28 protein-coding genes, 2 tRNA genes and 3 pseudogenes are annotated in these 26,814 nt (G+C 50.2%); 20 read left to right on the top strand and 13 right to left on the bottom strand.

Features of this window, described 5'->3' with window-relative positions; all coding sequences use genetic code 11:
* The first annotated feature begins 31 nt into the window (after positions 1 to 31).
* From HS1genome_RS05015 to rnz, 3 genes are read left to right on the top strand one after another with little or no spacing between them, the layout of a single operon-like run.
* Complete coding sequence (locus HS1genome_RS05015) at positions 32 to 898, top strand: ribose-phosphate diphosphokinase (protein WP_126449870.1); 867 nt, start codon at positions 32 to 34, stop codon at positions 896 to 898.
* Positions 895 to 1,818, top strand: a complete 924-nt coding sequence (locus HS1genome_RS05010; protein WP_126449869.1) for a TRM11 family SAM-dependent methyltransferase — start codon at positions 895 to 897, stop codon at positions 1,816 to 1,818. Before HS1genome_RS05015 ends, HS1genome_RS05010 begins: the two co-directional genes overlap by 4 nt.
* The gene (gene rnz, locus HS1genome_RS05005; protein WP_126449868.1) at positions 1,815 to 2,690 is read left to right on the top strand and encodes a ribonuclease Z; all 876 of its coding nucleotides are present in this window, start codon (positions 1,815 to 1,817) and stop codon (positions 2,688 to 2,690) included. Before HS1genome_RS05010 ends, rnz begins: the two co-directional genes overlap by 4 nt.
* Here the strand turns inward: rnz and HS1genome_RS05000 are convergent.
* The 3 genes from HS1genome_RS05000 to HS1genome_RS04990 are packed head-to-tail and all read right to left on the bottom strand — an operon-like array spanning position 2,680 to position 3,639.
* Positions 2,680 to 3,108 carry an RNA-binding domain-containing protein gene (locus HS1genome_RS05000; protein WP_126449867.1) on the bottom strand — a complete coding sequence of 143 codons (429 nt, stop codon included), beginning with the start codon at positions 3,106 to 3,108 and terminating at the stop codon, positions 2,680 to 2,682. The two genes, rnz and HS1genome_RS05000, sit on opposite strands and share 11 nt — an antisense overlap.
* Positions 3,077 to 3,274, bottom strand: coding sequence for a nucleoside/nucleotide kinase family protein (locus HS1genome_RS04995; RefSeq protein WP_126449866.1), 198 nt, complete (start codon positions 3,272 to 3,274; stop codon positions 3,077 to 3,079). Before HS1genome_RS04995 ends, HS1genome_RS05000 begins: the two co-directional genes overlap by 32 nt.
* Positions 3,271 to 3,639, bottom strand: coding sequence for an AAA family ATPase (locus tag HS1genome_RS04990; protein ID WP_126449865.1), 369 nt, complete (start codon positions 3,637 to 3,639; stop codon positions 3,271 to 3,273). Before HS1genome_RS04990 ends, HS1genome_RS04995 begins: the two co-directional genes overlap by 4 nt.
* Before the next feature lie 39 nt (positions 3,640 to 3,678).
* Here HS1genome_RS04990 and thpR point away from each other — a divergent pair, with 39 nt between their 5' ends.
* From thpR to HS1genome_RS04965, 5 genes are all read left to right on the top strand, one after another.
* The gene (thpR, locus tag HS1genome_RS04985) at positions 3,679 to 4,215 is read left to right on the top strand and encodes an RNA 2',3'-cyclic phosphodiesterase (RefSeq protein WP_126449864.1); all 537 of its coding nucleotides are present in this window, start codon (positions 3,679 to 3,681) and stop codon (positions 4,213 to 4,215) included.
* Positions 4,182 to 5,438 (top strand): CCA tRNA nucleotidyltransferase, encoded by a 1,257-nt coding sequence (cca, locus tag HS1genome_RS04980; RefSeq protein WP_338067373.1) that lies wholly within the window; start codon positions 4,182 to 4,184, stop codon positions 5,436 to 5,438. The genes thpR and cca overlap by 34 nt, the downstream gene beginning before the upstream one ends.
* Entirely contained in the window at positions 5,393 to 5,989 is a 597-nt protein-coding gene (locus tag HS1genome_RS04975; RefSeq protein WP_126449862.1) for a serine/threonine protein kinase, read from the top strand. The genes cca and HS1genome_RS04975 overlap by 46 nt, the downstream gene beginning before the upstream one ends.
* Before the next feature lie 21 nt (positions 5,990 to 6,010).
* On the top strand, positions 6,011 to 7,048 hold the full coding sequence (locus HS1genome_RS04970) for an extracellular solute-binding protein (RefSeq protein ID WP_126449861.1): 1,038 nt from the start codon (positions 6,011 to 6,013) through the stop codon (positions 7,046 to 7,048).
* A gap of 139 nt (positions 7,049 to 7,187) precedes the next feature.
* Positions 7,188 to 7,823, top strand: coding sequence for an ABC transporter permease subunit (locus HS1genome_RS04965; protein WP_338067372.1), 636 nt, complete (start codon positions 7,188 to 7,190; stop codon positions 7,821 to 7,823).
* On the opposite strand, the gene HS1genome_RS04960 is transcribed toward HS1genome_RS04965, so the two are convergent.
* A tRNA-Pro gene (locus tag HS1genome_RS04960) sits at positions 7,805 to 7,901 on the bottom strand. The genes HS1genome_RS04965 and HS1genome_RS04960 overlap by 19 nt on opposite strands.
* 687 nt (positions 7,902 to 8,588) lie before the next feature.
* Complete coding sequence (locus tag HS1genome_RS04950) at positions 8,589 to 9,206, bottom strand: LysE family translocator (protein WP_373286768.1); 618 nt, start codon at positions 9,204 to 9,206, stop codon at positions 8,589 to 8,591.
* Between the two features lie 60 nt (positions 9,207 to 9,266).
* On the opposite strand from HS1genome_RS04950, the gene HS1genome_RS04945 reads away from it, so the two are divergent.
* The 7 genes from HS1genome_RS04945 to HS1genome_RS04915 are packed head-to-tail and all read left to right on the top strand — an operon-like array spanning position 9,267 to position 13,608.
* The gene (locus tag HS1genome_RS04945) at positions 9,267 to 9,812 is read left to right on the top strand and encodes a hypothetical protein (protein ID WP_126449860.1); all 546 of its coding nucleotides are present in this window, start codon (positions 9,267 to 9,269) and stop codon (positions 9,810 to 9,812) included.
* Positions 9,813 to 9,842: 30 nt separating this feature from the next.
* Complete coding sequence (locus HS1genome_RS04940; RefSeq protein ID WP_126449859.1) at positions 9,843 to 10,340, top strand: CDP-2,3-bis-(O-geranylgeranyl)-sn-glycerol synthase; 498 nt, start codon at positions 9,843 to 9,845, stop codon at positions 10,338 to 10,340.
* A gap of 8 nt (positions 10,341 to 10,348) precedes the next feature.
* Positions 10,349 to 10,684, top strand: coding sequence for a hypothetical protein (locus HS1genome_RS04935; protein ID WP_126449858.1), 336 nt, complete (start codon positions 10,349 to 10,351; stop codon positions 10,682 to 10,684).
* Positions 10,685 to 10,696: 12 nt separating this feature from the next.
* On the top strand, positions 10,697 to 10,927 hold the full coding sequence (locus HS1genome_RS04930) for a hypothetical protein (RefSeq protein WP_126449857.1): 231 nt from the start codon (positions 10,697 to 10,699) through the stop codon (positions 10,925 to 10,927).
* A 31-nt stretch (positions 10,928 to 10,958) separates the two neighbouring features.
* Entirely contained in the window at positions 10,959 to 11,408 is a 450-nt protein-coding gene (locus HS1genome_RS04925) for a YbhB/YbcL family Raf kinase inhibitor-like protein (protein ID WP_126449856.1), read from the top strand.
* On the top strand, positions 11,405 to 12,385 hold the full coding sequence (locus tag HS1genome_RS04920) for a replication factor C small subunit (protein ID WP_229768161.1): 981 nt from the start codon (positions 11,405 to 11,407) through the stop codon (positions 12,383 to 12,385). Before HS1genome_RS04925 ends, HS1genome_RS04920 begins: the two co-directional genes overlap by 4 nt.
* Positions 12,382 to 13,608 carry a replication factor C large subunit gene (locus tag HS1genome_RS04915; protein ID WP_126449855.1) on the top strand — a complete coding sequence of 409 codons (1,227 nt, stop codon included), beginning with the start codon at positions 12,382 to 12,384 and terminating at the stop codon, positions 13,606 to 13,608. Before HS1genome_RS04920 ends, HS1genome_RS04915 begins: the two co-directional genes overlap by 4 nt.
* On the opposite strand, the gene moaC is transcribed toward HS1genome_RS04915, so the two are convergent.
* The 4 genes and pseudogenes from moaC to HS1genome_RS04895 all read right to left on the bottom strand — a co-directional run bounded on the left by moaC (position 13,586) and on the right by HS1genome_RS04895 (position 16,243).
* Complete coding sequence (moaC, locus tag HS1genome_RS04910) at positions 13,586 to 14,023, bottom strand: cyclic pyranopterin monophosphate synthase MoaC (protein ID WP_197721540.1); 438 nt, start codon at positions 14,021 to 14,023, stop codon at positions 13,586 to 13,588. The two genes, HS1genome_RS04915 and moaC, sit on opposite strands and share 23 nt — an antisense overlap.
* 220 nt (positions 14,024 to 14,243) lie before the next feature.
* Complete coding sequence (locus tag HS1genome_RS04905; protein ID WP_126449853.1) at positions 14,244 to 14,489, bottom strand: helix-turn-helix domain-containing protein; 246 nt, start codon at positions 14,487 to 14,489, stop codon at positions 14,244 to 14,246.
* Positions 14,486 to 15,726, bottom strand: a pseudogene (locus tag HS1genome_RS13300) (ORC1-type DNA replication protein). Before HS1genome_RS13300 ends, HS1genome_RS04905 begins: the two are co-directional and overlap by 4 nt.
* Before the next feature lie 25 nt (positions 15,727 to 15,751).
* Complete coding sequence (locus HS1genome_RS04895) at positions 15,752 to 16,243, bottom strand: THUMP domain-containing protein (protein WP_158613721.1); 492 nt, start codon at positions 16,241 to 16,243, stop codon at positions 15,752 to 15,754.
* Positions 16,244 to 16,278: 35 nt separating this feature from the next.
* On the opposite strand from HS1genome_RS04895, the gene gins23 reads away from it, so the two are divergent.
* The gene (gene gins23, locus HS1genome_RS04890) at positions 16,279 to 16,797 is read left to right on the top strand and encodes a DNA replication protein Gins23 (protein ID WP_158613720.1); all 519 of its coding nucleotides are present in this window, start codon (positions 16,279 to 16,281) and stop codon (positions 16,795 to 16,797) included.
* A pseudogene (gene mcm, locus HS1genome_RS04885) lies at positions 16,781 to 18,834 on the top strand (minichromosome maintenance protein MCM). The gene gins23 and the pseudogene mcm overlap by 17 nt, the downstream one beginning before the upstream one ends.
* A 466-nt stretch (positions 18,835 to 19,300) precedes the next feature.
* Here mcm and HS1genome_RS04880 read toward each other — a convergent pair.
* Positions 19,301 to 19,389 (bottom strand) — tRNA-Glu (locus HS1genome_RS04880).
* Between the two features lie 93 nt (positions 19,390 to 19,482).
* Here HS1genome_RS04880 and psmB point away from each other — a divergent pair.
* Positions 19,483 to 20,103, top strand: coding sequence for an archaeal proteasome endopeptidase complex subunit beta (gene psmB, locus HS1genome_RS04875; RefSeq protein WP_126449850.1), 621 nt, complete (start codon positions 19,483 to 19,485; stop codon positions 20,101 to 20,103).
* Here the strand turns inward: psmB and HS1genome_RS04870 are convergent.
* The gene (locus HS1genome_RS04870) at positions 20,090 to 21,691 is read right to left on the bottom strand and encodes an MMPL family transporter (RefSeq protein ID WP_126449849.1); all 1,602 of its coding nucleotides are present in this window, start codon (positions 21,689 to 21,691) and stop codon (positions 20,090 to 20,092) included. The genes psmB and HS1genome_RS04870 overlap by 14 nt on opposite strands.
* Complete coding sequence (locus HS1genome_RS04865; RefSeq protein ID WP_126449848.1) at positions 21,592 to 22,617, bottom strand: hypothetical protein; 1,026 nt, start codon at positions 22,615 to 22,617, stop codon at positions 21,592 to 21,594. The genes HS1genome_RS04870 and HS1genome_RS04865 overlap by 100 nt, the downstream gene beginning before the upstream one ends.
* Positions 22,618 to 22,750: 133 nt before the next feature.
* Here HS1genome_RS04865 and HS1genome_RS04860 point away from each other — a divergent pair, with 133 nt between their 5' ends.
* Both HS1genome_RS04860 and HS1genome_RS04855 read left to right on the top strand, forming a co-directional pair.
* Complete coding sequence (locus HS1genome_RS04860) at positions 22,751 to 23,359, top strand: hypothetical protein (RefSeq protein WP_126449847.1); 609 nt, start codon at positions 22,751 to 22,753, stop codon at positions 23,357 to 23,359.
* 149 nt (positions 23,360 to 23,508) lie between these two features.
* Positions 23,509 to 24,120: a zinc metalloprotease gene (locus tag HS1genome_RS04855; RefSeq protein WP_126449846.1), complete on the top strand. Its 612-nt coding sequence runs from the start codon at positions 23,509 to 23,511 to the stop codon at positions 24,118 to 24,120.
* On the opposite strand, the pseudogene alaS reads toward HS1genome_RS04855, so the two are convergent.
* Positions 24,117 to 26,806, bottom strand: a pseudogene (gene alaS, locus HS1genome_RS04850) (alanine--tRNA ligase). The gene HS1genome_RS04855 and the pseudogene alaS overlap by 4 nt on opposite strands.
* Between the last annotated feature and the right edge of the window lie 8 nt (positions 26,807 to 26,814).

The following is a 26,814-nucleotide window of genomic DNA, read 5'->3' as shown; positions in this document are numbered from 1 at the left end:
GTTTTAAATTGTGAGCCCGCAGAGTTGCTCCATGATAGTCCTAGGAGGACCAGCGGCTAACGGATTGGACGATGGAATAGCTAGGAACCTGTCGGTAGAGCTCGTCAAAGTCGACCACAAGGTTTTTCCTGACGGAGAATCCTACATAAGGATCCCTAGGGCGGTCGAGGGCGAGGAGGTGATTGTGGTACAATCCACTTACAATCCTCAGGACAAACACATCGTAGAGCTCTGTCTCATGCTGGAAGCACTGAAGGACCTCAAGGCAAGCAAGGTAACGGCAGTCGTGCCCTACCTCGCCTACTCTAGGCAAGACAGACGTTTCAAGGAAGGGGAAGCTCTAAGTTCCAAGACCATCCTCAACTTAATATGGAGGAGCGGAGCCGATGCTCTTGTAGTGGTGGAGCCCCACAAGCCTGAAGCCCTGAATTACTTCAGGGGAGATGTGAGAATAGTGGATCCCACTCCAGCCATTGCCTATCGTCTTAAGGGCGATTTAACTCACCCGTTTGTTTTGGCACCAGACAGAGGAGCTTTGGACAGGGCTAGGAGACTGGCTTCTCTACTGAACGCTTCTTTTGCCCATGTGGAGAAGGAAAGGAACAGAGACACTGGAGAAGTGAAGATAGGTGAGGTACCTAAGGAAGTTCATGGTAAGGACGTGATATTGATAGACGACATAGTGAGTACAGGTTCCACAATGACCAAGGTGGCATCCGCGGCCACTCGGGGTGGCGCTAGAAGTATTACCGCTGTTGCTATACACTTCCTCTCAGATCAAGCTTCCATAAAGAGGATGCAGGAGAGCGGGATATCCAGACTGGTAGGCACAAACACGGTTCCAGTGAGCGGAATAAATGTTGTTGATTTATCGGAGGAGATAGCGAAGAGATTATGAACTACGCCAGACTAAGGGCTGACAACCAGTTTCTAGCGCTAGATGAACTAGAAGCCTTGAACGGATCCCCTCCTCTGCACCATTTTAATGCAGTTGCGCTATACGAAGGTGATCCCACAGTAGCCTCTAAGGCGTCCTTTCTCAAGTCCTCAGGACTCTTACTGAAGATTTCCTCAGATCTTGATGAGGCACTCTCGTCTCTGAGGGGGATTTGTGTCTCCTTGGACTTAGACGTCGTGATGGGGTCTAGGAGAGACGAGTTGAGTGAGGTCTCGAGACTCAGTAGGTCTTTGTCGCTTTCCCGTCGTTGTAGGCCGGCAGACCTAATTGTAAGTGATGGTCTCTTTCTGGTGGGCTTGAGGAGCTCCAGTAGAGACACCAAGAGCCTCGCCTCTCATCTCAGGAGGCCGTTCGTGCAGTCTGGAATAATGAATCCGGAGCTGGCGAGGGCCCTAGTTAACCTCTCTAGACCTAAACGGACGGTCCTCGATCCCTTCGCGGGTACAGGCTCATTGCTAATCGAGGCTGCATGGAGAGGCTTTCGATGTGTCGGAATTGATGCTGAGAGAAATATGCTAATTAAAGCTAGGGCTAACCTCGAGGCGCTGGACTACCAGTGTCTCCTGCTCAACGGTTCTGCTACTCAGATCCCATTGGTCCATGTCGAAGCTATAGCAACGGATCCTCCCTACGGGAGGTCGACCAAAGTGTGGGGCACAGAGCTGCGCTTACTCTATCAACAGTTTTTCCTGTCAGCTTCGGAGGTCTTGAAGAAAGGAGGATTCCTGTCCTTCTCGACCGACTCTAAGTTCGATTGGACCGACGATCTAGTCTCAACGGGTTTAACCCCTAGAAGGATACATTACGTTTATTCCCATAGAAGCCTATCCCGGGCTATTTATGTGGTGGAGAAGAAATGATAAGGGTCTACTTCGTTGGAAGTGGAGGAGGCTCTCCGTCGTTCAGGGGACTGCCTGCAATTCTCGTTAAAAGGGAAGGTTGGTCTGTCCTCTTTGATTGTGGAGAGGGAACTCAGTGGAGATTGATGAAGTATGGCTTAGGGTTGACATCGTTGGATGCGGTATTCGTAACTCATATGCACGGAGACCATGTTCTAGGACTGCCAGGCCTGATAGAGAGCATGGGACTCTTGGGTAGGGAGAAGAAACTCTATGTTGGGGGGCCCAGAGGTCTTAGGGAATTCCTGACGGAGTCCTTTAAGTGGACAAGGTTTAATCCTCCTTTTCCACTGGAATTCGTCGATAGCTTGGAGGTTGGAGGAATGAGCATATCTTCATTTCCCTCTTGCCACACAATAGACTCCTTAGGCTACGTAGTTAAGGAAAAAGATCGCGTAAACCTAAACGTCGAACGTCTGAGGGAAACTGGTGTAAAGGATTGGAGGGTGTTCCGCCTCCTCAAAGAGGGAAAATCGGTTGAGGTGAAAGGTGTGAAATTGGATCCCGAGACTTACCTCACTACGCGGAGGGGCGTGAAGGTAGTATACACTGGTGACACGATGCCCTGTGAACAAGTGATTAGAGCCGCAGAGGAGGCCGATCTCCTCATTCATGATTCCACCTTTTTAGACGAAAAGGAGGCACACTCCTTCGGACACTCTTTGGCCAGAGACGCAGCCACGACAGCCTCAAAATCGCATGTCAAAGCATTGGCTCTGTTCCACATAAGCGCTCGCTATAGAGACGCTTCCCCTCTAGTCCAGGACGCTAGAAGGTTCTTTCCACACTGTTTCTTAGCCGAAGACGTCTCCTTCTACGACGTTAGGGCATAGGGATCTCCCTTATTGGTACACCTCTAGAGGTTTTAGGTGCTAGCCACTCTATTACACCAGTAGGATTATCGTGCAAGATGAATACCCTTATTGGACCGCAGGGTGACTCACTTTCTACGTCGACGAAGCTGAGTTTTCCCACGGCTGCAGCCTGTTTGTGGAGCATGAAGCTGACAGTGTTAGCCGTCCTACCATTTAGCATATGTTTCCTAGCGGCGTCTAGTATGCGCTGCTGTCTAAGGGCAGAGTGCAATTTAATTAGGGATCTGAGAGAGGAAGCCTCCGCTATGAGACTTACTCCAAGGCCTTTAGTCTCTTCTCTTAGTTCCTCATGATCGAAGAAGTTACTCACGGCCTTCAGGACCTTATCCCGGACCTCAGAGGGTCTAACCTCGGTCTCCACACTCACCTTGGTCAAGGATCTTCTTAACTAACTCCTCCGTCTTCCTTTTAAAAAGGTCTAGCTCACCGTCGTTAACTAACATGAAGTCTGCCAACGCAATTACCTCTCCAATTCCCAACTTCAGGTTCTCTCTGTCCCTCCTCTCTATCGCCTCCACCGAGCTCTCCTCTGAGTCCCTCATCCTAGACAGTAACCTCTCCTTCCTAAGCTTTGGGGGGCGTGGACTGCTAATATCAGCGTCTCTCCTACTCTTTTAAAAAGCTCCACTTCTTCCCAATTTCTCACTCCCTCCATAACTATTAACTTGTCCTCTTCCCTAACTTCCTCGAGGCATAGTCTAGCAACTATGTCTCGTCCATACTTCTCCCTCATCCTTGAGGCAAACTTCTCAAACGACTCTCCAGGAAGCCCTTCTTTTACGTACCTCCTCTTCAACTGTTCACTCATAACAACTATCTTCCAGCCCTTATTTCGAAAGACCTCAGATACGACGCTCTTCCCGGCCCCAGGCATCCCAGTCACACAAACGATTTTTTTTGAGGACACTCAAGAGGCTAGAACAAACGTTATATAAAGTGATTCGAATTGAGACTGTTCACAGCCTTAAGAATACCTGGAGAACCTCTGATCTCGATTCTGAGGGAAATCGAGCAAATTCCTGGCATTAAACCGGTGGATAAAGAATCTCTCCACGTCACCTTGTTGTTCCTAGGAGAGGTTCCAGAAAGTGTTGTACCTCTACTTAAGGAGGGTCTATCGTCTATGAAATTCAAGTCGGTTGAAGTGGAACTAAAGGGGCTGGGCGTCTTTCCCTCACCCTTCTCAGCAAGAGTGGTTTGGGTGGGGCTAGCGGGAAATTTGGATCCGGTAAGGGAGCTCAGGTTAAAGCAAGAAGGCCTGCTAAGGGAACTGCGCGTCCATTACGACAAAAAGGAGTTCTCGCCTCACGTTACGCTTGGTAGAGTGAAGAGTAGGCCACCAAAGGAACTTATAGAGCTTATAGACATATATGGCTCTACCAGTTTCGGGAAAGTTAAACTTGAAAGTTTTCACCTCATGAGGAGTATTCTAACCCCGAAAGGACCCATATACGACAGCTTAATAGAGGTGAGGGGAGCCTGAACGTCGAGGATGAAGTTCTAAGCAAGATTAAACCCTCTCCGCAAGAATATGTCAAGATCAATGACGCAATTAGAAAAGTTGTCCAGAGATTAGAAGGATTTAACCCCGAAGTGCATGGCTCGTTCGCTAAGGACACTTGGCTTTCTGGAGCTTCAGATGTAGACGTCTTCGTATTCTTTCCGTCTACAACTAGCTTAGAGTGGATTCGAAGTCAGGCCCTGTCTCTCATTAAGGCTAAGTTAAGTGACCTGCCTTGGCAAATTGAGTACGCCGATCATCCCTACCTAAAGGTACTAGTGGATGGAATCTGGATTGACGTAGTGCCAGCGGTAGCTGTAGAAGAGGGGTCCAAGCCTGTGACTCCCGTAGACAGGACTCGATTCCACACCGTGTTTGTGAGAGGTAACTTCACTCCTGAAATGAAGGATCAGGTTAGACTACTCAAGGCTTTTATGAAGGGGATAGGTGTCTACGGTGCTGAACAGCGAGTCAAGGGCTTCTCGGGATATCTAGCGGAACTACTGATCTATCACCTCAGGGACTTCAAAGGAGTTCTGAGCGCCGCCTCTTCCTGGGGCCCCAAGGTGGTTCTGGGCGAGCCTATAAGGAATTTTCCAGAACCCTTAGTTGTTCCAGATCCCATAGATCCTCACAGGAACGTTGCAGCGGCTGTTTCGATCAAGAGGTTGGCGGAGTTTTCGCTAGCAGCCAGATATTACCTAACTTCTCCTTCACTTCGTTTCTTCTATCCCCCAACTGTCTCAGACGTCCCAGCGGTTGGTGATGTTTTGGTGGTAGAAGTTAAACCTCGGGAATATGTTGCTGAGGAAGTACTTTGGGGACAGGTTAATAGTGTGCTGACTAAAGTTAGGAGATCTTTGGGAGAAGCGGGATTCAGAGTGATCGATGTAGGGGCCTGCGAGGGGTTGAAACTACTTGTTCAAGTTGAGTCTAAGGAGATCGGACGTTTTAAGCTACATCAGGGACCACCTTTCTATATGCGAGACGACGTATCCTCCTTCATAGCATCCAACGACCAAGTGTGGATAGGTGAGGATGGGAGGTTACTTTCCATCAAGAGGAGAACAGGAGTCATGGAGGACGTTGTGAAGGGATGCCTCACCTTCAAATTCGACTTCGATCTAAGCTTTAAGTGGGTGTCCAAGGGGGACGATCCTTGCGTCGCGGCATTTCTGAGGAAGACCCCAACGTGGCTCCACTAAGGGACTTCATATTTCCTCACCCTTATTCGGAGGCCGAAAAAGAACTCCAAGAAGCTGGATTAGCACACCTACTGTCGTTCGGTAAGGTAAAGCTGGGAGGAGTGAATGTGATAGGAAAGGGGAAGAGTGGTGTAGTCGCGCTCACAGAGGATCTAAACGTTGTCAAGATTAGGAGGAGCGATTCGCCTAAGAGATGCCTGAAGTTTGAGGCTAGGATGCAAGAGAGGGCAATTGGTGTTGCCCCACGAGTGTTAAACTACGGGTGCCACTTTATTTTGATGGAGTATATCAAGGGAAGAGAGCTGATGAGGACTGAGGGAATCGACGTCATTATCCAAGTTTTACGTGCTGGATTTTCTCTGGATCAGTTAGAGATCGAACACAGAGAGATTACGAGACCTTGGGGGAACGTCCTCATCGGAGATAAGAGGGCGTTCATAATCGACTTCGAGGACGCTAGGCCGTCCCCATCCCCTACGAACTTCGTTAGGCTATTTTCGGCCTTCAGGAGAAGTTTGTTAAACGCCTCCCTGCATAACAAATATATATAGCTAAATATATTTGAAGACGTGATGAGCTCCTTAAAGTATCTGGCTGTCGGATTAGTTGTAGCTGTTGTGGTCGCCGCAGCCGCCTATGGCCTTTTTGCTCCTCACTCTAGACCACTCGCCGTGTATGTGGCTGGGGCATATACTGCTGAGGCGCAGTTCTTGGCGCAAGCCTTTCATAATTCAACTGGAGTCCAGGTTACAGTAATTCCGGGAGGTAGCTTCAAGCTAGCTTCGGATATAGCCGCAGGAGAACCAGCTAGCGTATTTATGCCAGTTGCGTTTACTCAGGCCGTAGACGTGTTGGGACAGAGGAATCCAGGGTGGGCAATAGGAATCTTCACGGATCAAATGGCCATAGTCTATTCTAACGCTTCCCTCCAGAATCCTTCCGTGAGGGAGGCTCTATCCTATTATCACGAGGCCATGTCCACCAATGATTCTACTTACTGGTTTGATTTTTTCGAAACGATCACCTCTGGCAGTGTGAAGCTTGGTATATCCAATCCTAGTACGGACCCAGAGGGACTATATGCGTTCCTTATGTTAGAGATAGCGGGAAAGATTTACGCTCACAACTCCAGTTACTTCCTCGACAGGGTGATAGAAACTGGAGCGAACGTGACGAGGTCGAGCACAGGAGAATACGTCGGGCCATTGGAGGAGGGGGAAGTGCAGTTAGTTTTCTCCTATAGGTCTTACGCCATGGCGCAGGGATTCTCCTACTTACAGCTCCCACCTTGGTTGAATTTCGGGAGTTCTCAGTATTCATCGTTCTACTCAAAGTTCTCTTGGCCAGTTAACCTAGAAGGAAAGGACGTCAACGTAAGTGGCAGCCCTGTCTACCTCTACATAACCGTTCCCACTAAGCCGCAGAACCCGCAGGCCTCATACGCGTTCTTGCGTTTCGTTCTCAGTCACGTGGACGAATTGGAGCGATATGGCCTGACGCCTGCAATTCCTGCCCCACTTTTCGCTTCTAATAACACTCTCCCGCCTCAAATCTCTGAGCTTGAGAGCTCTGGAGAAGTGACCTACGCTGGGCCGCTCGCGGAGCTTTGATAGACTATTCTCCCTTTCTGTTATCCCTCTCCTATTACTAGCAGCACCGCTCGTTGTTCTACTTTTTTACGGCCTAGGGCCTTTCTTCTCCCTCTCGGCGTTAGGTCTTTCCTTCTTGAAAGCGGTTGAGCTCACAATAGTGGCATCAGGTTTGACAGCAGCTATAGAAATCTTGTTCTTCACTCACGTGGCTTACTTTTTATCTAGACGAAGAAATCCATTCCTCGAAGGGTTAGTCGACGTACCCGCATCAATCCCCCACCCCATAGTGGGAATAGCTTTAGTCATACTGGATAGCCCATATACACCAACTGGCCAATTCCTGAACTCTATTGGACTCAACCTTTTCGACTCCTATTTAGGTTTGGTCACCGCCCTCATAATCGTTTCCACTCCAATTTACGTGAGAGCAGCCCAGAACCTATTTGAGGGAATGAACCGAGGCCCAGAGATGTTCTCAAGGACCTTAGGGGCGGACGAGCTTACAACGTTTATTCGAGTGGTCTTCCCTAGCTCAAGGGCTAGCCTCGTATCTGCGGCCTTAACCGCAATGGCCCGAGCAATGAGCGAGTTCGGCTCGATTGCTATAGTAGCATTTTACGTTCAAGGGGGTCCGTTTAACCTCGTAAGTCCAGCCTCAGTATACATCTATTCTCAATACGAGTATTATTTCAGGTCCTCAATACCAGAGGCGGCTTTCCTTCTAATTATTTCACTAGTGATACTAATAATAACGAGGATATATAAGAGAACCTATGGGGCCGCCGGGATTTGAACCCGGGACCACCAGCGGTCTGGTGGTTGGGGATTCATCCCCAGGCTGGCATCCTGGACCAAGCTAGACTACGGCCCCAGCGAAATCTCTCCGCGTTTGGCTTAAAAATAGTATAGCTCCTAATACCTCCAGGAAGCATCTTAGTTGCACATCGTTGGTCCCGCATTAAAAGGGGAGAGAGGTCGCTGAAAGTATTTAGTATAGAAGGAACAGCGGTTATATCTATGTGTTAGAAGTAATTGAATGATTTCCATGATAATGTATCAGTGTAAAGGTTGTGGGTCCGAGCTATTTAAGTTTGAAAGGGTGGGACAAGACTTTTATGGTGTGAGAACTCCTACTGAAATAATGGGAATGTATAGTAATAAGTGCCCTAAATGTGGAAAACAGCTGGAAATACCGTCAATCTCAGACATACTATTGCGCCAGAGGGTAAGGGTGGGTTTCGGTAGTTTAAACGTTAGAGCAATGTGACTGGAGATCTCATAAGAATTTTCCAGAGTCTAAGCTCCAGTCGATGTTAGTTGGTGGCCGTTTTCACTTCACGTCCTGTTCTTCTCACGCTTACTTCTCGCGGGATCGCGTAAGTCTAACTTGCGATACGGAGTGAGGACATTTTATTGTCTCGGCAAGAGTGGAAAGGACTTCCACGACTTGTCTAGGAGGGCTAAGTCATTTCTGTTGTGCATGATTCCTAAGTTGTTTCCCAAAGGGTCGACCTTAGGTGGACTTAACTTCTCCTCCGAGTCGCGTAGAACAATGAAATTAAGTAGTTTTGAGTGCGTAGGCGACACCGATGTATAGCATGTAGGCACCGAATAACAACAAGATCGTTGCCGACGCATACTTTATGTACTTATATCTTGCTCGTATTTTGTGTATAGTGAGAGGAAATGAGAAAATCCAAAGGAGAATACCTGCAAAGAATCCCGGTATTGTCGTGAGCGAAATTTCTCGAATCATGAACAAGCCGGCGGTTAACCACCAAGTTATTTGAAAAGGATTACTGAGACCCATCCCTAGACCCACTACGAAGTTTCCCTTCTTCCCCCTCCCGCTCGGTCCCTTGCTTCTCCACACATCGTATGCTAAGTAAAGCATCACACCGCCGCCAGCTAAGAAGAGAGAGTGTATTACAAAACTGGGCAGAAATCTCCCTATTATTAACGTGATTGTCATGAAAACCGCGTCAGCAGTCATAGCGCCAACTCCGACGCTAGTTCCATGTAACGGAGACTTGGCCGCCTCTGTAGCTATCAAGGCATTGACTGGACCTGGAGGGGCAGCCAAGGAGAGCCCCATAGCTACTCCTAGACCTATACCTAACAGCAAATCTTCCAATCCCATCCCCTCAAGTTCTTTTCTGAATTCCTCGAGCTTCAATCCACCTACATCAAACCAACTAAAAACTTAAAGCCCGTAATAGTTAACGCTACGCGAGGCTTGGGTAACAGGTTAGCCGTGAAAATAAATGACCCAAAACTGTTTCACCTCGTCGTCTTAGCTCTGAGGGACAGAGGTGTATCGCTTACTGAAGGGGTAGCAGAGGTTACCATATCTGACACTAAAGGAGATATCGTAGTTAGGAGGATAGAAGACATTGAACCTGGGGTGGAGAGAGCTATCTGTTTATTAAAGGGAAAGAGCCTCTACGACGAGCTACTTATAGGAATTGATACAAATAGCGACGAACTCACAGTTGCTGTTCTCGGGGACGGCGAGTTGCTCACGTCCGCTAAAGTTAACTTTAATAGAATAGAAGAGTTCATCCAGCACGTAATAAATGTTTACCCTCACAGAGTTCATCGTATTGGAGTTGGAGTTGGAAATAAGCTAGGGGAATTTACCTATCGAATGCTCACTACTTCATTCGACGCGGAGAGAGTCGACGAAAAGATGACAAGTAAGAATAACCCCTACATAAGAGTGAAGGACAGGGACGTTAGGGCAGCCTGTGCTATAGCGTTGAGAGCAGCCAGAGGAAGTTAGCTTTTTCTTCAGTTCGACTTAAAACGAGGTGTGGAGCTGTATACCCTCCTTTACGCTTTCGTTATTTACTCGCCCGCGTTGGCAGCCAACGGAGGAGCCACGTTCATCAGAGAGGGAACTCCACTCGACTTCGGCAGGAGCTTGGGAGATGGAAGGAGGATTCTAGGGGATGGAAAAACGTTTGAAGGGTTACTCTTGTCCCTATCTTTCGGGTTGACCGTTTCGATTGGGATAAGTAGGTTTCTGGGAGAACCTTGGATCACGAAAGGGTTCATGGGAGCACTTGGGGCTATGGTAGGAGATTTAGTAGGCGCATTCTTTAAAAGAAGAATGGGTATGACGAGGGGACAAAGGGCATTGGGGTTGGACCAGTTGGACTTCGTCGTAGGCGCCACCGCTTTCATGCTGGCCACAGGCGTTCCATTATCTCTATCAGAGTTTCTCTTCGTTGCAGCTTTGGCCTTCGTACTGCACTTGGGAACTAATGCAGTGGCCTATCGATTAAAGATTAAAAGGGTCCCGTGGTAGTAAGTGTGATGTCGGGTAAGAAGTACCCTAGGCTCTACGTGCAGTCGATCTCCGCGTTGGTAGTGTTCGTGACAGTCGTAGTGGTGGCGTTCGCGATCCTCGGTATCATTGCATTCCCCTATTACATTTCTCCCTTAGTGTCTGGTGCTGAGAAGGCAGGAAGCGGAGGATTTCTCGCCCTATTCATTATCATGCTAATGCTCATGACGGGCGGAGTGTATTTGTTGGAGAGGAGACAGGTTGAGTGGGGTTATGCCCTCATTATAGCAGTCCTCGTAATTTCGGTATTGAGTATTTGGGCCCTCTACGGTGTGAATACGGTTAACTATTTAACTTCACCCTGATTCCGCTAAGTTGTGGAGGCACTTAAGGTAAAGCTCAGCAGCGGCCGTGAGCTGGAGATAAATGAGGATGTCGTGGCCATTCTAAACAAGTACGTAAGGACGATGATGACGTTGGAGGAGTTAGCTAGGGAGTTAAGCTTAGCAACGTGGGAGGAGGCCTATGAATTAATTAACCAGATACCAGCTTGGCTCATGTGGGTTCCCCTTTCAATTCAGAAGAAAGAACCGACACCACAGTCTTAAAGTTTAAAACGAAGGTACTCTCATTGCTCACGTGAAGGTAATTAGCAATTCCTTCCATGACAAATCGGACATACCAGTTAGGTACACTTGCGACGGTGAGGACATATCTCCCCATCTTCAGTGGGAAAAGGTGGGAAAAGGATTATACGCGGTCATAATGGAGGACCCAGACGCCCCTGGAGGAACTTTTTATCATTGGGCGATTTACAACGTGACGACCACGGAACTCCCTGAGGCGATACCTAAAATGACCTCTACGCAGTACGGCGATCAAGCTATAAACGACTTTGGAAGAGTGGGGTATGGAGGGCCATGTCCTCCACGAGGTCCTCCACACAGATACTTCGTCAAGGTCTATGCGCTTAAGGAAAGAATGATGTTACCAGCGCGCATTGGAGTGAGGGAGGTGGCCACAGTGGCTGAGTCCATCGCTGTGGACGTAGGAGAGATCATGGGAAAGTATAGGAGGGGAGGAAAGTGAGCGAGGAGTTAATGTGGAGTGAAAAGTACAGGCCTAGACATCTCGACGACATCGTGGATCAGGAGGAGAATGTCAGCAGACTGAAGCAGTTCGTAAAGGAAAGGAATATGCCTCACCTCCTCTTCGCTGGCTCTCCTGGGACGGGAAAGACTACAGCCGCCCTCGCCTTAGTCAGGGACCTCTACGGGGAGGACTATGAGAGGTATTTCCTCGAGCTTAACGCCAGTGATGAAAGTGGGATAAACGTCATAAGAACTAAGGTTAAGGACTTCGCCCGCACAGTAACGTTGGGTGAAGTCCCGTTTAAGGTTATATTGCTAGACGAGGCCGACAACATGACGGCGGACGCCCAACAAGCGCTCAGAAGGATAATGGAAATTTACACCGAGACAACTCGTTTCATATTGGCCTGCAACTATCTTAGCAAGATAATTGAGCCGATCCAGTCTAGGACAGCCCTCTTCAGGTTTTATCCCTTGAAGAAGGAAGACGTCATAGCTAGACTGAGGTTCATTGCTGAAAAAGAGGGTGTAAGTTATGACGAGGGTGGACTGGAGGAAATATACAACGTCACTATGGGAGACCTGAGGAAGTCCATAAACCTCCTCCAATCCGCTTCCACCTACGGTAAGATCACAGTAGAATCGATTTACAAGGCAGTTGGTGTGTCTCAACCCAAGGAGGTTAGGGACGCCCTGAAGCTGGCGTTAGCTGGGAAGTTTATCGAAGCGAGGGAGAAGGTTAGGTCCCTCATGGTAAATTCCGGTCTCTCAGGTGAAGACATAGTTAAGCAGATCCACAGGGAAGTCTTGTCTGGGGATCTCTCAATTCCCGAAGAGTTGAGGGCCCTCCTAGTTGACTACGTGGGGGAGACGGAGTTCAGAATAGTCGAGGGGGCGGATGATGAGATTCAACTCAGCGCTTTTCTGGCCAAGCTCAGCGTCTTCGGGGCCAAGTACGTGGGTGGGGAGGGTTGAGGTTACCTTGGTTCGTCAAGTATAGACCCAAAAGTCTCTCCGAGGTCGAGAACCAAGAAGAAGCTAAGTCTCAACTTAAGGAATGGATAACTAGCTGGCTCCATGGTAAACCTGGCAAGAAGTCCGTACTTCTCTACGGTCCACCAGGTGTAGGTAAGACCACCTTGGCAGAGGCGTTAGCTAGGGACTTCGATCTCGAACTGTTCGAACTCAACGCAAGCGATTCCAGAAGACTTCAGGAGATCGAGAGGACTGCGAAGGTTGCTTCCACCTCCTCAACTCTCTTCGGAAAGAAGGGCAAGCTACTTCTCCTAGATGAGGTTGACGGGATGGATTCAAAGGAGGACAGGGGAGGCTTTCAGGCATTACTTCAATTGGTTGACTCTACTGACAATCCCGTGCTTCTCACTGCCAACGATCCTTGGGACCCGTCCATGAGGGAGCTCAGAGCTAGATGCCAACTCATAGAGCTCAAGAAGTTGGGCAAGGTGAGCTCTAGGAGGGTGCTCAAGAGGATCTGTGAGATGGAGAAGGTCAGGTGCGATGAAGACGCCCTTAATGAGATAATTGAGGAGAGCGAAGGAGACCTCAGATACGCGATCAATGCCCTCCAGGCGGTAGCGGAAGGAAGAGGATCGGTAACTAGGCAGTCTGTAGAGGCCACCATTAGAAAGGAACGAGAGCTCGATCCATTCGAGACGCTGAGAAGTGTCTTCTGGGCCCGTTACGCTTGGCAGGCCAGAAACGCCGTGTCAAGTTCTCGTGTGGACTATGAGATGTTATTAAGATGGTTCGACGAAAACCTACCACTTCAATTCGAGGACTTCAAAGACCTAAGCAGGGCCTACGCTGCTCTATCTAGGGCCTCCCTCTTCTCCTCTAGGGCTAGGTATGTTTCCTGGGACCTCCTGAGCTACGTTTTCGACATCATGGGGATTGGTTTAGCCTTCGCCGAGGCAGGTAAGTCTAAGCCTGGGTGGAAGGCAAAGTGGAGAAAATACCAGTTTCCTCAATACATTTCCTCAATGGCAAGAACTAAGTCGAGCAGGGAAGTGAGAGACTCTCTTCTCTCTAAGATCGCCTCTAAGACTCATTGCTCTATGTCGAAGGTAAAGAACGACGTCCTCTCCACACTAAGGCTGAAACCCTCTAAGGAGGTTGCAGACTACTTTGGCTTAACTGAAGACGAATTGAAGTACCTTAAGACTTTGTGGTCTCTTTGACCTTCCTCACTACTCTCACCTCTGTCAGCTCAGTGACTGGGTACTGTCCATTCTCGTCCTTTTCGTGTTTCTTCACCATATCCCACACGGTTAGAAGCGTCGAGGTGACGCAAGTGAGCGCATCCATTTCTACTCCAGTTTTGTAAGTTGTCTTTACAGTGCAGATAGCTTTGACGAATTCCTCCTCACACTTAACTTCGACCTCGACAGATGTGAGAGGAATGGGATGACATAATGGAAGGAACTCAGCGGTCCTCTTGGCAGCCATTATCCCAGCAACCCTACTAACCTCTATAACGTCCCCTTTTTCCACTTTGCCTTCCAATATCTTTCGTATTGTTTCCCTCTTCAGCCTAACCTTACCTTCTGCTACAGCTTCTCTTACAACGGACTCCTTCGAGGACACGTCCACCATCTTGGCCCCTTTCAATTTCCTTTCCCCTTTCGTTTCCAAATGAGGAGGCCTAGTTATTAAGTGGAAGTAACGCCTATGGATCGAAAACGGGCTCGCCACGGCATACAGAGCCCCTTTACCCCGTGGAGATTAAGAGGATAACATTCCTTACGTACTAGACCACCTCTAGGGATAGCCGCCCAGTATGAAGCTTTCTCGCCGTCGATCACCTTTATTCGGTTCACAGCTCTGACAGTTCTTCCAGCAGATCCCTTATTACGATCACCTGTGGGTTGGAGAAGTTAAGTCTCACTATTCTACTTCTCCCCAGTCTCGTGACTTCCACGTACCTTTTCTCCTCTAGATACTTCAAGTTTCTCTCCAAAACGTCATATCTCAGGCCCGTTAGTCTCAGTAACCTGGTTATGTTTACCTCGCCTACCTCTGAAAGCACCATGAGCAGTTTCAATCTAACTGAGAGGCTCAAGGCCTAGACGCCAATCCCATTCTCGACTCTATCGCCATTTTCAGTTCCTTGGAGTGGGGGACGTTGAGCGCGACTAGTGTAGTTCTGCCTCTCATGCCTCTCCCACTCTGCTTAGTGTCGAGTATTCCCATCAGTCTCATCTTTCTAACGTACTCGTAGAACTGAGTGTGTTTCCTTGGCTCCTCTCCTACGCTTCTACATACCGAAGCGTACTCCTCCTCTACCTCCCCCATTGTGAAGTACTCCCCCCTTCTCGACTCCGAGAGTTTGACCACCGCGTAGAGGGTTATCAGTTCGTGCAGTTCGAGGGAGGAGATGCTCTCGCTCACCACCGTGGACTCTGGGTTGGCCCTAGCATTGGCTTCCCTAACTATCTCTCGCGTTATCATTTGGTGTCCTCCCTTATCTGCTATGTCGCCCGCCAGCTCGAGTACCTCTATCGCCAGCCTCGCGTTCCCCATTCCCCCCTTATCATAACCATGCATCTCGGAGATCAACTCCAGGGCTTCAGGAGGAACAGTGCCTTCGTGGAAGGCCTCCTTGGTCCTGTCCTCCAATATAGCGTAGAGTTCGGACGCTGTGTAGGGCTTGAACTCTACCACGTTCCTCACCACGTGGTCTCTTAAGGACTTATCCAACACGTTGACCGTGCTCCAGTCCCTCACGATGAAGATGTAGTTTATTCTCTTCACCGAAGCCGCTATCTCATCGTAAAGTCTGACAAGGAAGTAAACTTCCCCAGAGGAGCGCTGTTTATCAGATAGTCGAACTCGTCTAACGTTATTATCAGATGCATGTTCCTTTTCTCAAGATAATCGTTTATTGCCCTGAATACCTCCTGGGACGAGAAACCTCTCATCGGTATTGGGAGTCTTAGGGTACCCGCGATCTCGGAGGTGATCATGTAGAGGGTCCTCTGTCTGTAACAGTTCACGTGAACGTACTCCAGCTTCACGTCGCGGCTTCTAGCTAATTCCCTGAACTCCCTTCCGAACACCCTGGCCGTCACAGTCTTCCCCGTGCCAGTCTTACCCACTATGAGGGCCCTCATTGAAGAGGACCCTGGGGATTCTATTAGTCCCTTGAAACTCACCCCCAGTTCCCTCAGCTTCTGTTCCCTGAATGGAAGCCTACTTGGCACATGATCTGGGGAGAGCTTGCTCCTATCCTTGAAGACCGACAGCCCGCTGGCTGACTCGCTGAGTATGTCCCTCGGTGATTGTGAAGACTCCTCCATTGCTTTATAATTCCTGTCTTTTCCCTTATATGGACATCGGGAGGCTAGACCGAAACTTTTCCTGTCCCCTCCTAAGTACCGAGATATAACACATGTCGGCACAGTTCACAGTCAATACCCAGTCTGGGTTCCCGTAGCTCACTCTTCCGCCCAACATCATACCTATCCCCATTTCCACTTGCCTGCAGTCAACCTTCGCTCCTCTGTTCACACAATCTACTAAAAACGTACCTTGATACTTCCCAACCAACTCTAGACTTGCCCTAATCGCCTCGACTTCGTTCAGCGGAGCCAAAGTGTGAACTGGATATGCCCTAGCTAGACATGAAGGTGGAGCCGCCCTAAGCGTCCCGTAGACCTCGTTGGGTAGGAGGTTGGAACGCACCACCAACACGTTTTGACAGACCTCGGTCACCTCGACCTCTGGGTCCCTAGGCATAATGGAATTCAGCACCTCCCTCACACACCTGGACGACTTACCGGCCAACGTTGTTGCGAGTAGCTTGGGCTCGGGCACATCGCTTAATTTGTGATTGTGCCAATATATGGCCTGTGCAGCGGGCTAAATTTAGGGCGTTAAAGGCCGCTAGGAAACTTCAGCGAGTAAAGGTCACTGCCGAAGAGGATGTAGGCCCTTGGCAACTAATCGAGGGTTCAGTGTCGTTGCAGCGAGGTAAGGAAGGAGAAGTTCCCAGGTGGCTTACGGGAGTAACTCAGATCCTCAAGCCGACTCAGAGGCTGACCCTACAGGAGCTCAACAGGGTCCTCTTTCAGGAGACTCAGAGCGCCAGCAAGCCCGCGTCTCTAGTTCCACTACACAGGGACTTCTACGCTAGAGTGAGGGAACTCCTCAACGAACTAAAGGGCCAGCCTGACGTGTCTAAGAAGGCCGAGTCCGTGGCCAGGGAGCTGGTGACTTTGAGACTAAGGAAAATAATGAACTTGGCTTTCCTGGGGGTGCAAGATCCCTCAATTGTTCAAGGAATGACGGACGAGGAACTGCTTCTCTTTTCGGAAATACGTGAGCTGGTAAACCTGTACTATGGTGAGTTGATTGGAGAGAGAGCTTAACGTTGAGGAACTGTTCAGGGAGTTTTTGGGTGATTGGAAAGATGAGAGGGGGAAGTCCAAATACCTCCCAAGAGTGAGTGAGATCGTCGCTAAGAGGGGTAGGAGCCTCTCTGTCGACTTCGTCGATCTATTACTCTTCGATAGGGAGCTGGCGACCCTCCTAGTGAACAGACCTAAGGAGGTGTTGCCACTGATGGAGAAGGCGCTCATGGCTACGATATCCCAGCTCGAACCGCAGTTCTCCCAAGAGGTTCCTCGAGTTCACGTTAGGGTAACTAACGTCCCTAACTCGGTGGAGCTCAGGAAACTTAGGAGCGACGATCTGAACAAGCTCATAGCCGTGGAGGGCATACTAGTGAGGTCTACACCAGTCAAGGAGAGGATGATTAGAGGTACGTTCAGGCACAACGATCCCTCCTGCATGGCCGAATTCGTGTGGCCGGTGGACGAGGAAATGGGAGACTACGTGGAACTCCCTACAGTTTGCCCAGTTTGTGAGAAACCAGGTCAGATGAAACTCATACCTGAGAAGTCGGAGCTGACGGACTGGCAGAGGGTGATCCTTCAGGAGAGACCAGAGGAGATCCCGGCTGGGCAGCTCCCAAGGCAACTGGCGGTGGTAGTAGAGGACGATCTGGTGGACTCCGTGAGGCCAGGAGACAGAGTGAAGCTGGTGGGAATACTTGAGCTTCAACAGGAGGGATCCATGAAGAGGGGTGCTAGGGCAGTCTTCGATTTGTACATGAGGGCCAATAGTATAGAGTTGTCAGAGAAGGCGTTAGACGAGGTCAGGATCTCGGAGGAGGACGAGCTCAAGTTGAGGGAATTGGCCCAGGACCCCTGGATAAGGGAAAGGATCATTTCCTCCATAGCTCCCTCCATCTATGGTCACTGGGAGATAAAGGAGGGATAGCCCTCTCGCTTTTCGGAGGAGTCCCTAAGGTCCTGCCCGACGGAACTAGGGTAAAGGGGGATATACACTTACTCATAGTTGGAGATCCAGGTACGGCCAAGTCCCAGATGCTTCAGTTCGCATATAGAACGGCCCCTCGGTCTGTATACACTACAGGTAAGGGAGCAACGGCGGCTGGACTCACCGCCGCGGTAGTGAGAGACAAGAATAGCGGGGACTACTACCTCGAGGCTGGAGCGCTGGTGTTAGCGGACGGGGGGGTCGCGGTAATAGACGAAATAGACAAGATGAGGGAGGAGGACAGGGTCTCTATACACGAGGCCATGGAACAGCAGACCGTCTCTATAGCCAAGGCTGGAATAGTGGCCAAGTTAAACGCAAGAACCACCGTCATATCCGCTGGAAACCCCAAGTTCGGTCGCTACATCCCAGAGAGGGGAGTGGCCGACAACATAAACTTGCCGTCTACCATCCTTTCCAGGTTCGATCTAATATTCATCTTAAGGGACAAGCCTGGGGAGGGGGACCAACTGCTCGCCTCTCACATCTTGGACATGCATTCGGAGAGCAGCTACGGTCAACCGATTCAGATAGACGTCCTCAAGAAATACATCGCGTTCGCAAGGAAGAACGTAAGGCCTGTGCTGTCTGCGGAAGCTAGACAACTATTGCTTGACTTCTTCGTGGAGATGAGGAAGAAGAGTGCTGAGAGCTCAGACAGTCCAATATTGATCACTCCTAGGCAACTCGAGGCCCTGATAAGGATGACAGAGGCCTACGCCAGGATGGCCCTGAAACAGACCGCGGAGAGGGAGGATGCGGAGAGGGCAATCAACATAATGAGGATATTTCTGGAGGCCGTAGGGATAGACGTCGAGTCGGGGAGGTTAGATATAGACACTATAATGACCGGAAGACCCAAGACCGCTCGCGACAGGATGGCTAAAGTTAGTGAGATCGTGGATGCTCTAGCCGAAGAGACTGAGTGCGCTAAGCTAAGCGAGGTGATAGAGGAAGCTAGAGGATACGGTATAGACAAAGCCGCAGTGGAGAAGATATTAAGTGAAATGAGGAAGTCTGGTCTAGTGATAGAAGTGAGGACCGAGTGTTACAGGAAGGTCTAAGTTGGTGGTAAAAAGGACCAATTCATGTACGGAAATCTACTCTGTGGAGGCCGGGATAGATTGCAAATTTTAGAATATAACGTTAAGCTATGGTTGTAAATGACATGTTCTAAGAGTAGAAATTTAGGAACTTCCTGTTGTAATGGAATTTGAGGCATTCCTTGTCCCTTTCTACTTACTTCGCAAGGCGAAGTTGTGACTAGGGCTTATACAACACTTAAGACCATATAAGAATATGGAGGTGACTCCTTAACGGCCTTGTCTTTTAGGATCGTGAAGTCCAGCGCGGCAATCCGTTCCAAAACACAAGAGTAAGTGCGGTCACTAGGTTTCTAATCAATCACGATATTTATTATCCTTATTTAGTCTTAGCAGATTATCGTTTATCAATTATTAGTCTCTGTTGTCTGGAACCGGTTTCAGCGCTTCACCAACGAAGAGCCCTTGCAGCTCATCGCGAGAGAAATGCCGCGGCCGGGATTTGAACCCGGGTCACGGGCTCGAAAGGCCCGTATACTTTCGGCGCAAGGCTTGACCGGACTATACTACCGCGGCACAATCCTTCTCTTCACACAGGTTCTTAAAAGTGTTGAGGGTATACAAGGACACCTTAGAAGAGTTTATAGCTCTCTGTGTTGTTGAGAAGTCATGGAAAGACCTGACGAAATGAAGATAAAGACCCTGAAGGGAACAACAACGGTAGGCCTGCGAACTAAGGACGGTGTTGTTTTGGCCGCGGATAGGAGGGCCAGTGCGGGGTTTTACGTGGCCCACAAGAACGTCAGGAAGGTCCTCTACGTTACTGATAAGCTCGCCGTTACCACGGCGGGGAGTGTGGCTGATATTCAGTTCCTTTACAACGTGCTCAGTAACGTGTACAGGTATAACTCCTTGATTGGTAGGCCCACTACAATAAAGGCCATGTCAACTTACGTAGCAAACATCCTCTCCAGTTCCAAATATTTCCCTTACGTTGTGCAGTTCCTCATAGGCGGCTACGACGATGCTCCGAAGTTGTACAACTTGGACTACCTAGGAGACATGACAGAAGAGAAGTTCGTTGCTACTGGATCGGGTTCACCCGTTGCCATAGGTCTCCTGGAGGACGAGTACAGCGAGGAGATGGAATTGGACCAAGCTGTGGACTTGGCCAGGAGAGCCATAACTTCTGCAATAAAGAGGGACTCTTTCACTGGGACTAGCGTCATAGTGGCGAAGCTGTACAAGGACGGACATCAGGAGTTCGAATTCCCCGTCAAGAAGGCTTAACCCTCTTTTTGGGCCACCAGTTCAGTTCCTTGAGGATGGCCATCACCGCTGGGACGAAAACTGTTCTAACTACGAAGGTGTCGACCAAGACCGACACACCTACCCCCACCCCTATCTCTTCGAGGAACCGCATGTTGGCTGTAGTTAAGGAGAAAAAGGCGACTCCTAGGACAAGTCCAGCCGCAGTTATGACTAACCCAGTGGACTTCACGGCCCTGATCACTCGCACTTCCTCGTCTCCTCCTTCCTCTTCCATAATTCTGCTCACCAGGAAGACGTCGTAGTCTATTCCGAGCGAAAACATTAGGGCAAACACTATTAGTGGGGAGAGCCAGTAGACCGAGCCGAAGATCAGCTCCACTGTTGCTACTCCAGCTAAGCTACTCACCAACACCGTGGCAGCCAGTCTGGGAGGTGTAATCGCCGAGCCCATCGCGACGAACAGGTACGCCAATATGAGGACCACGGTGATGGGTAGAGTGTAGTGAAAGTAACTGAAGACCGTGTTGTTCACTATGTCCAGCCTCTGAGCGTTGGAGCCACCCACCAACCCGAGTCCAGTCACCCTAGCTGTGGCCTGTATGGCCTCATTAGAGAACACGGCCCCAGGTACTATGGCTTCCACAAGGTAGTGCCCATCCCTGTAGAACGGTCCAGTCAGTGGCCGGCTGAGGAGACCCCTCCCCAGAGAGTAAGGGCCGTAGACCCACGCCCCCTCCTCCAGGAGGGCCTTCGTTAGGGCCTTCGTCTGTTCCTGCGAGGATGTTATAGCGTATAGCTGGCTGTAGTTGTACATGGAAGAGAGTATCGCCTCACCCTTGACTGCGCCTGAGCCTGACGGGAGGATCTCCCCCACGCTGAGGTTAGTTGGGTGGGTAACCAAGACGAGGAGGGAGCCTGCGGTTAAGGCAATCATGAGTCCTACGACTAGCCACTTCTTTCTGACCGCGAAGGTGGACGCGGCCTCTAGGTAGCTCTGTCTTACGTCGTCGGGATCGGGCAACTCGCGTCGAGGGAATGCCATGGTCCTTGGATTTACGATGGAGAGCAGAGAGGGGTAGAACGTGGTGGAGGCTGCAACTGAGCTGGCCGCCGCGATGATGAGCGAGAGGCCTATGTTCCTCAGGAGCGGAGAGGGGGTGAGGAGGAACGAAGAGAACCCCAAGGTAACTGATATCCCGCTCATGTAAACCGTCCTCCTAGAGCTCCTGAGTGCCCTATCGAGCGAGCCCTCAGCCGTCCTCAGTCCCTCGAAGTACCTGTAGAGTAGGAGCATGGAGTAGTCCACTGTGAGTCCGAACACTATAGGGGCCACCACGAAACCTGATATGTAGTACATCCTGTACCCCAGTAGGGAAGAGACGTAGGTCAGTCCGTAGGCCAAGTCTAGGGCGGAACCGGCAGTAATCACCAGGGTGAGAATCGGGACTACTGCCCTCAACAGCAGAGTAAGGAGGAGGACAACTGCTAGAATAGTTATAAGGTCCACTATCTCAAGCTCCGAGCTGGTCGCGAAGGCCGACTCCGCGTATATGGGGAGGTGACCCGTGACGTATGCATTGTTGAGGTGAGAGGAGAAGAGCTCCACATCTGCCAGGCTCTCGTTGGGGGAACCTCGACCGCGAATAACAGGTAATCCATATATTTAGGTTTTGGCGTAGGAGGGAGGAAGTTACCTAGGACGTCTCTTATGACGTAAACCTGGACCAGGGAAGGGTTCACCATGAACGTCGAGTTTACCGGAATTCCTAGGGCGTCACCTATTGCCGAGGCGTAGGTTTCGGTGGAGTTGAGCTGGTATAAGTAGGAGTTGGGTAAGAGCGAGGCCACCTTGGAGGCGTTAGAGAAGTTTGAGAATCCAAGCTTCGCTATTACAGGCTCCTTGAAGTATGAGGCTCCAATGTGGGCGGCCGCCGACTCCACGTTGCCGTACTTAGTCAGGTTGCCGTACATCATTTTCAGGAGGATGAGTTGAGTACCGTTCAATTCCCTAGATAGAGAATTATAAGCAGCGGTGTAGTTGGGTCCACCGTCCAACTCCCTCGCTAAGGTGAAAGTTTGGTTCGCATGATCGAGTATAACACTCAGATTCCGCATGAACTCCGTCCTACTCTGGTTGAGTTTGAGGTAGAGTTCGTGAACCGCGAGGTAAAACGTAGTCAAGTTCTTCACCTGGGGTTCAACGATGGTCTCGGCTAACCTGTATGCCGTCTCGTTCTCTTCGTATTGGATTTGAGGAGGTGAAAGGAGGATGGGCCTGTAGAGGTACCTCGCTGCTTGGGCTAGTCTAGCACCATCCTCAGTCAAGTTCCCTCCTACGAAGATCACGTAAAGAGTAGAGTAGTTCGGATAGAAGGACGGGAAGTCCTCTTTGAGGAGCTCTTGGGCCTCTTGACTAGGAAAGCTCCTGGAAAGGAAAGGAGAATCGGTGTAGACTAACCTGCTTGGGGTGTTGAGCGCCGGTAAGGTAGCAAGCACTAGGATCACCACCCAGGCTATCAACTGCCTCCTCATTCCAAGAGAAGGGAGACCCAGTGGAATTTCAGTGTTTGTAAGGCTCGGCTTAACGGGCTGGAGTTCAGTCGGGAAAAAACGATATAAGCCCTGAAGCCTAATTATTCTCCTCAGAATGTTACATGAGCTCAGGGTGAACATACTTAGAGGCGGGAAGAGGGTACTCACAGACTCGGGAGACGTAATCGAGATCTCCCCAGGATTATGGGCAGAGTTGGAGAGGCTCTCGTGCAAAGTGGAACACCTTGCGAACGTAGTCATGACCATGTTGGTGGAGGGTAAGGACCAGGAGGACGTCTTCACCGGCAAATTCAAGGTTCCCTCCACCTGCTCCAACTACTGCAGGGTAGTTGGGGCAAGGGTGGTGACCCCCGTCGATCAGTTTGACGTGTTCATTTCCTTGGCCAGTTTCGGAGACGTGGGGCAGGTGAGTGTAAGCAGGATTTCGTCGGTGGGTGCCGTGGTCTCCAAGATACTCGGTTTCGCACGTAAGTACCAGTGTCTAGAGATCGACATGGACTATCCCTACAAGTTCATCGTCTTCGAGGCCTTCAATACCTTTAGGCAACTCTACAACCCCACCTACACCGGTTTTGTAAAAGTCAAGGAAAGGGAGTTCATGACCTCGGTTGACAGAGAGTTCAACGCTCTTCTATGGCCGGTGGAGGCGAGTAAGTTCTCCTACCTCAGCGAGGTTAGGATGGACAAGGACATCAAGGCCGCTGTGATGCAAGCGATTTGACCCTTGTCGGCCTGACGAGATAGTAAACCGGTTCCACTTACGTTAGATGTGGTAGGGGTTTAGGGGCTGTAAAGTCGTCACAGATCAGGTAAGAAGAGCTCGGCCCACATTTAATATCTCTTATAGTCACTTTGCTAGAGGGATGAGTTTTGGCTTTCGATGAGATAATGTATAGGATACAAAACATGAACGAGGCCCTCGCCTTCTTAGTGGCTATATTGTCAATAGCCGTCCACTTCCTGAGTCCATTCTATAACCACTCTTTGGACGAGTTTCTAGTCTACACTGGAGGAGCGGCGCTTGCCATAGTTCCCCACGAGATCGCCCACAGACAGACCGCGAGGCGTTACGGTTGCTACTCTAGGTTCCAGCTTTTCCCTCAAGGGCTGATACTCACAGTTCTCCTGAACTTCTTCGCTCCCTTTTTGATATTCACCTCAGGTTACACCGCCATATCCTGTGGTTCCTTCTACAATATGGGTGAGGCCAGAGAGCTCTCTGGGAAGACCGCCGTAGCTGGACCGGTGACTAACCTAGTGGTAGCGCTCATATCTCTGGCTTTGGTCTTCTTCGTTCCGATGCCCTTCCTCCTCCAATTCTTCCTTGTCAGCACTGCAGACATAAACGCGTTCGTGGCTCTGTTCAACATGATTCCGTTCGGAGTCTTCGACGGTTACAAGATATTCAGGTGGAGCAAGACCTGGTGGATTGCAGTGGTGCTGATCGCCTTGGGACTTTTGTTCTTCCTAGGTGGGCTTTAGCTGGATCCTCTCAAGGCCTCACTCAGAAGTTTCAGCACTGCCTCCTTCTCCATCCTTATGGAGACGATCCCCATTGTGCCCTTCCCTCCGCCTTTCCCTCCCACTTCCACTAGCTTCTTGATCAGGGGCTCCACCTTAACGTCTCTTGACGTCGCTATCTGCACCCTCTCCTTCCCCACTTGAACCGCTACTGTTCTCTCCCTCTCAGTGAGTCTCCTCATAACTCTCTTACTCAGTTCGTCGTCGAAAAGTTCGTCCAAAATTGAGATCCTGAATCCATCGACGGTAGTCCACGAGACGCCTCTGACCAACGCCTCCTCGTACGCTTCCCTGTACTTCCTGAGGAGGTCTTCAGTGCGGCGTTCTTCCTCGAGCCTCCTCCGCAACCTACCAACTAACTGTGCCTCGCTGGCCCCAATTAACTCCGCTATATGTTTCATCGTCCCCTCTAGGGAGGAAGCGTAACGAGATACTTGATCTCCAGCTACGAACTCCAGTCTTACCACTCCATCCTGTATTCTTTCAACGTTCACCACCTTTATTGAGCCTATTTCCCCAGTATTGAGAACATGAGTGCCTCCGCAGGCCTCCACGTCCCAGTCCTGGATCTCTAGGAGCCTAATGTCCCTAGTCATGGGGACACCTCCCTCGTATATATTGACGCCGAACTTGGACTCCGCTTCGGTTCTCGTCATCGTGATAGACCTCACGGGTCTTCTATCTATAACGGCGAAGTTGGCCAATTCCTCTATTTCTCTCACCTCCTCCTCTGTCGGGGTCTTGTAGTGAGTTATGTCTAGCCTTCCCTTTTCTGGTGTCTTCTCGGCCCCCGCTTGCCACACATGTTCGCCCAATACCCGCTTGGCCGCAGCTAGGACCACGTGAGTTCCCGTGTGATGTCTCATCAGCCTGTACCTCCTCTCCCAGTCTATTGATGCCCTGACCTTCTGCCCCACTCTCAACACAGTGTCCCTCTCTAGAACGTGCACTACCACTCCCTTAACCTCTTGGGTGTCGACGACCTCCTCCTCCTGATCTCCTACCAGTTTGCCCCTATCTCCAAGTTGTCCTCCTCCCTGTGGGTAGAAGACCGTCCTGTCTAGCACCACATACCTCCCGTTTGCCGCCAGCACCACGGCCTCCACTTCTCTCCTATACTGGTCTTGATAGAACACCTTCTCTGTCTTTGGCAATCCTTCCACCAACTGCTGCAGTTCCTTTGGCAATCTCTCTTCCTTTCCCCCTTAAGCGGCGCCGCCTGATGTCTCCTAGCCACGACCGCGTAGAAATTCTCTGGAACGTTTACCACTACTCCGTACTTCCTCAGCTCGCTGGAGAGGAGATCTGGGGGTACCCCATGACTGTCGTAAGTTGCCGCTAGGTCATCCGAAGTCACCTTACCCCTCTTGGATAGGGAAAGGGCTAATGAGGGAACTTTGTTCAGGATTTCCTGGAACTTCCTTTGTTCATCCTCTACGACTTCAAGGATATATCTAATATTCCGCTTCATTTGCGGGAAATCATCTCCCCAGAACCCTATCTGAGTCCTTATCAGATCTGTTAAGTTGGGTTCCGCTCCCAACAATTTCATAACCTTGAGAGCCCTGCGCAGAACTAACCTCCCTAGATACCCTTCGCCCGAATTTGAGGGTACCATTCCGTCTCCTAACATCAATGTCAACGTCTTTGTGTGATCCAGGACTTGGAACACCTTGGCTGCATCGTTTAGTTGATCTTCCACGAGCTTCAAACTCCTCCCAGTTCTGCGGGCCACCTCTTCTCTGTGGCGTTTCACGGTCTCCCAGTGATCTGGGTCTATTCTGCCTGCCAGAACAGATGCTGTCCTCAAAACCTCCTCCTCGGGTTCTTGGACGCCCAGCTTCCTGAAGAAAGTCGGAACTAAGTCCCCGTATATTGCGTGGAATGCAGTAGGACTTTTCTGTGTTAGCCAAGCGATCCTCTCTACACCGTAGCCGGTATCAACGATCTTCAACTGTAGCGGCTCATACTTTCCGTCTCTAGCAGAGTACTGCATGAACACCAGCGTTGCCACCTCCAGTCCTCCCACAGTGACCTCAAAGCAAGGACCGGCGTTCCCTCCTCCTTCCCACCAGGACTCCTTGAAGTTCAGGAACTCTTCAGGTACGCCGATCTCCTCGACGAAGAATTCCTTAGCTAGTCTCACTGTATCCTCTTTCCAGTAGATGAACTTGTCGGGGTAGTTGAAGGCGTGGTGGGCGGCCATTTCGAAGGTGGTTAGATGGCGCCCGAACGTCACTCCCACGTTATCTATATCGTCTAACCTGATGCATGGTTGTGAGACCACCAGGGGGTTGGCAGGTGGAGGTGCTATACCACTTGTTACATGGGGTTGAAAGTCCACTATGCTGGCTATTGTCAGATAGAGGTCTTCCCTCCACCTAGCCAAGACAGGCTTTGGGGGTATAGGCGTGTGCCCTCTGGAGGCGAAGAACGATATGAACTTCCTGCGCGCCTCTCTTACGCTCAGTTTATGGGAAGATATTGGTAGATCGAAGAAGTAATACTCTGTGCAAGGGACGTCAGCACAAGTTTGATTCTCGCCTTTTGTCCAGAACGGAGTGCCGCAGGAAGTGCACAACTTGCGCGCGTAACCTCGATCCTTGAAAAAATCAAGCCTGTACTCGTTCTCTTGAGCGTTGGACATTCTAGGAG

This window comes from Sulfodiicoccus acidiphilus, assembly GCF_003967175.1.
Lineage (GTDB): Archaea > Thermoproteota > Thermoprotei_A > Sulfolobales > Sulfolobaceae > Sulfodiicoccus > Sulfodiicoccus acidiphilus.
Note: the sequence above shows the minus strand (reverse complement) of the source record. Positions and strands in the feature narration are given on the sequence as shown.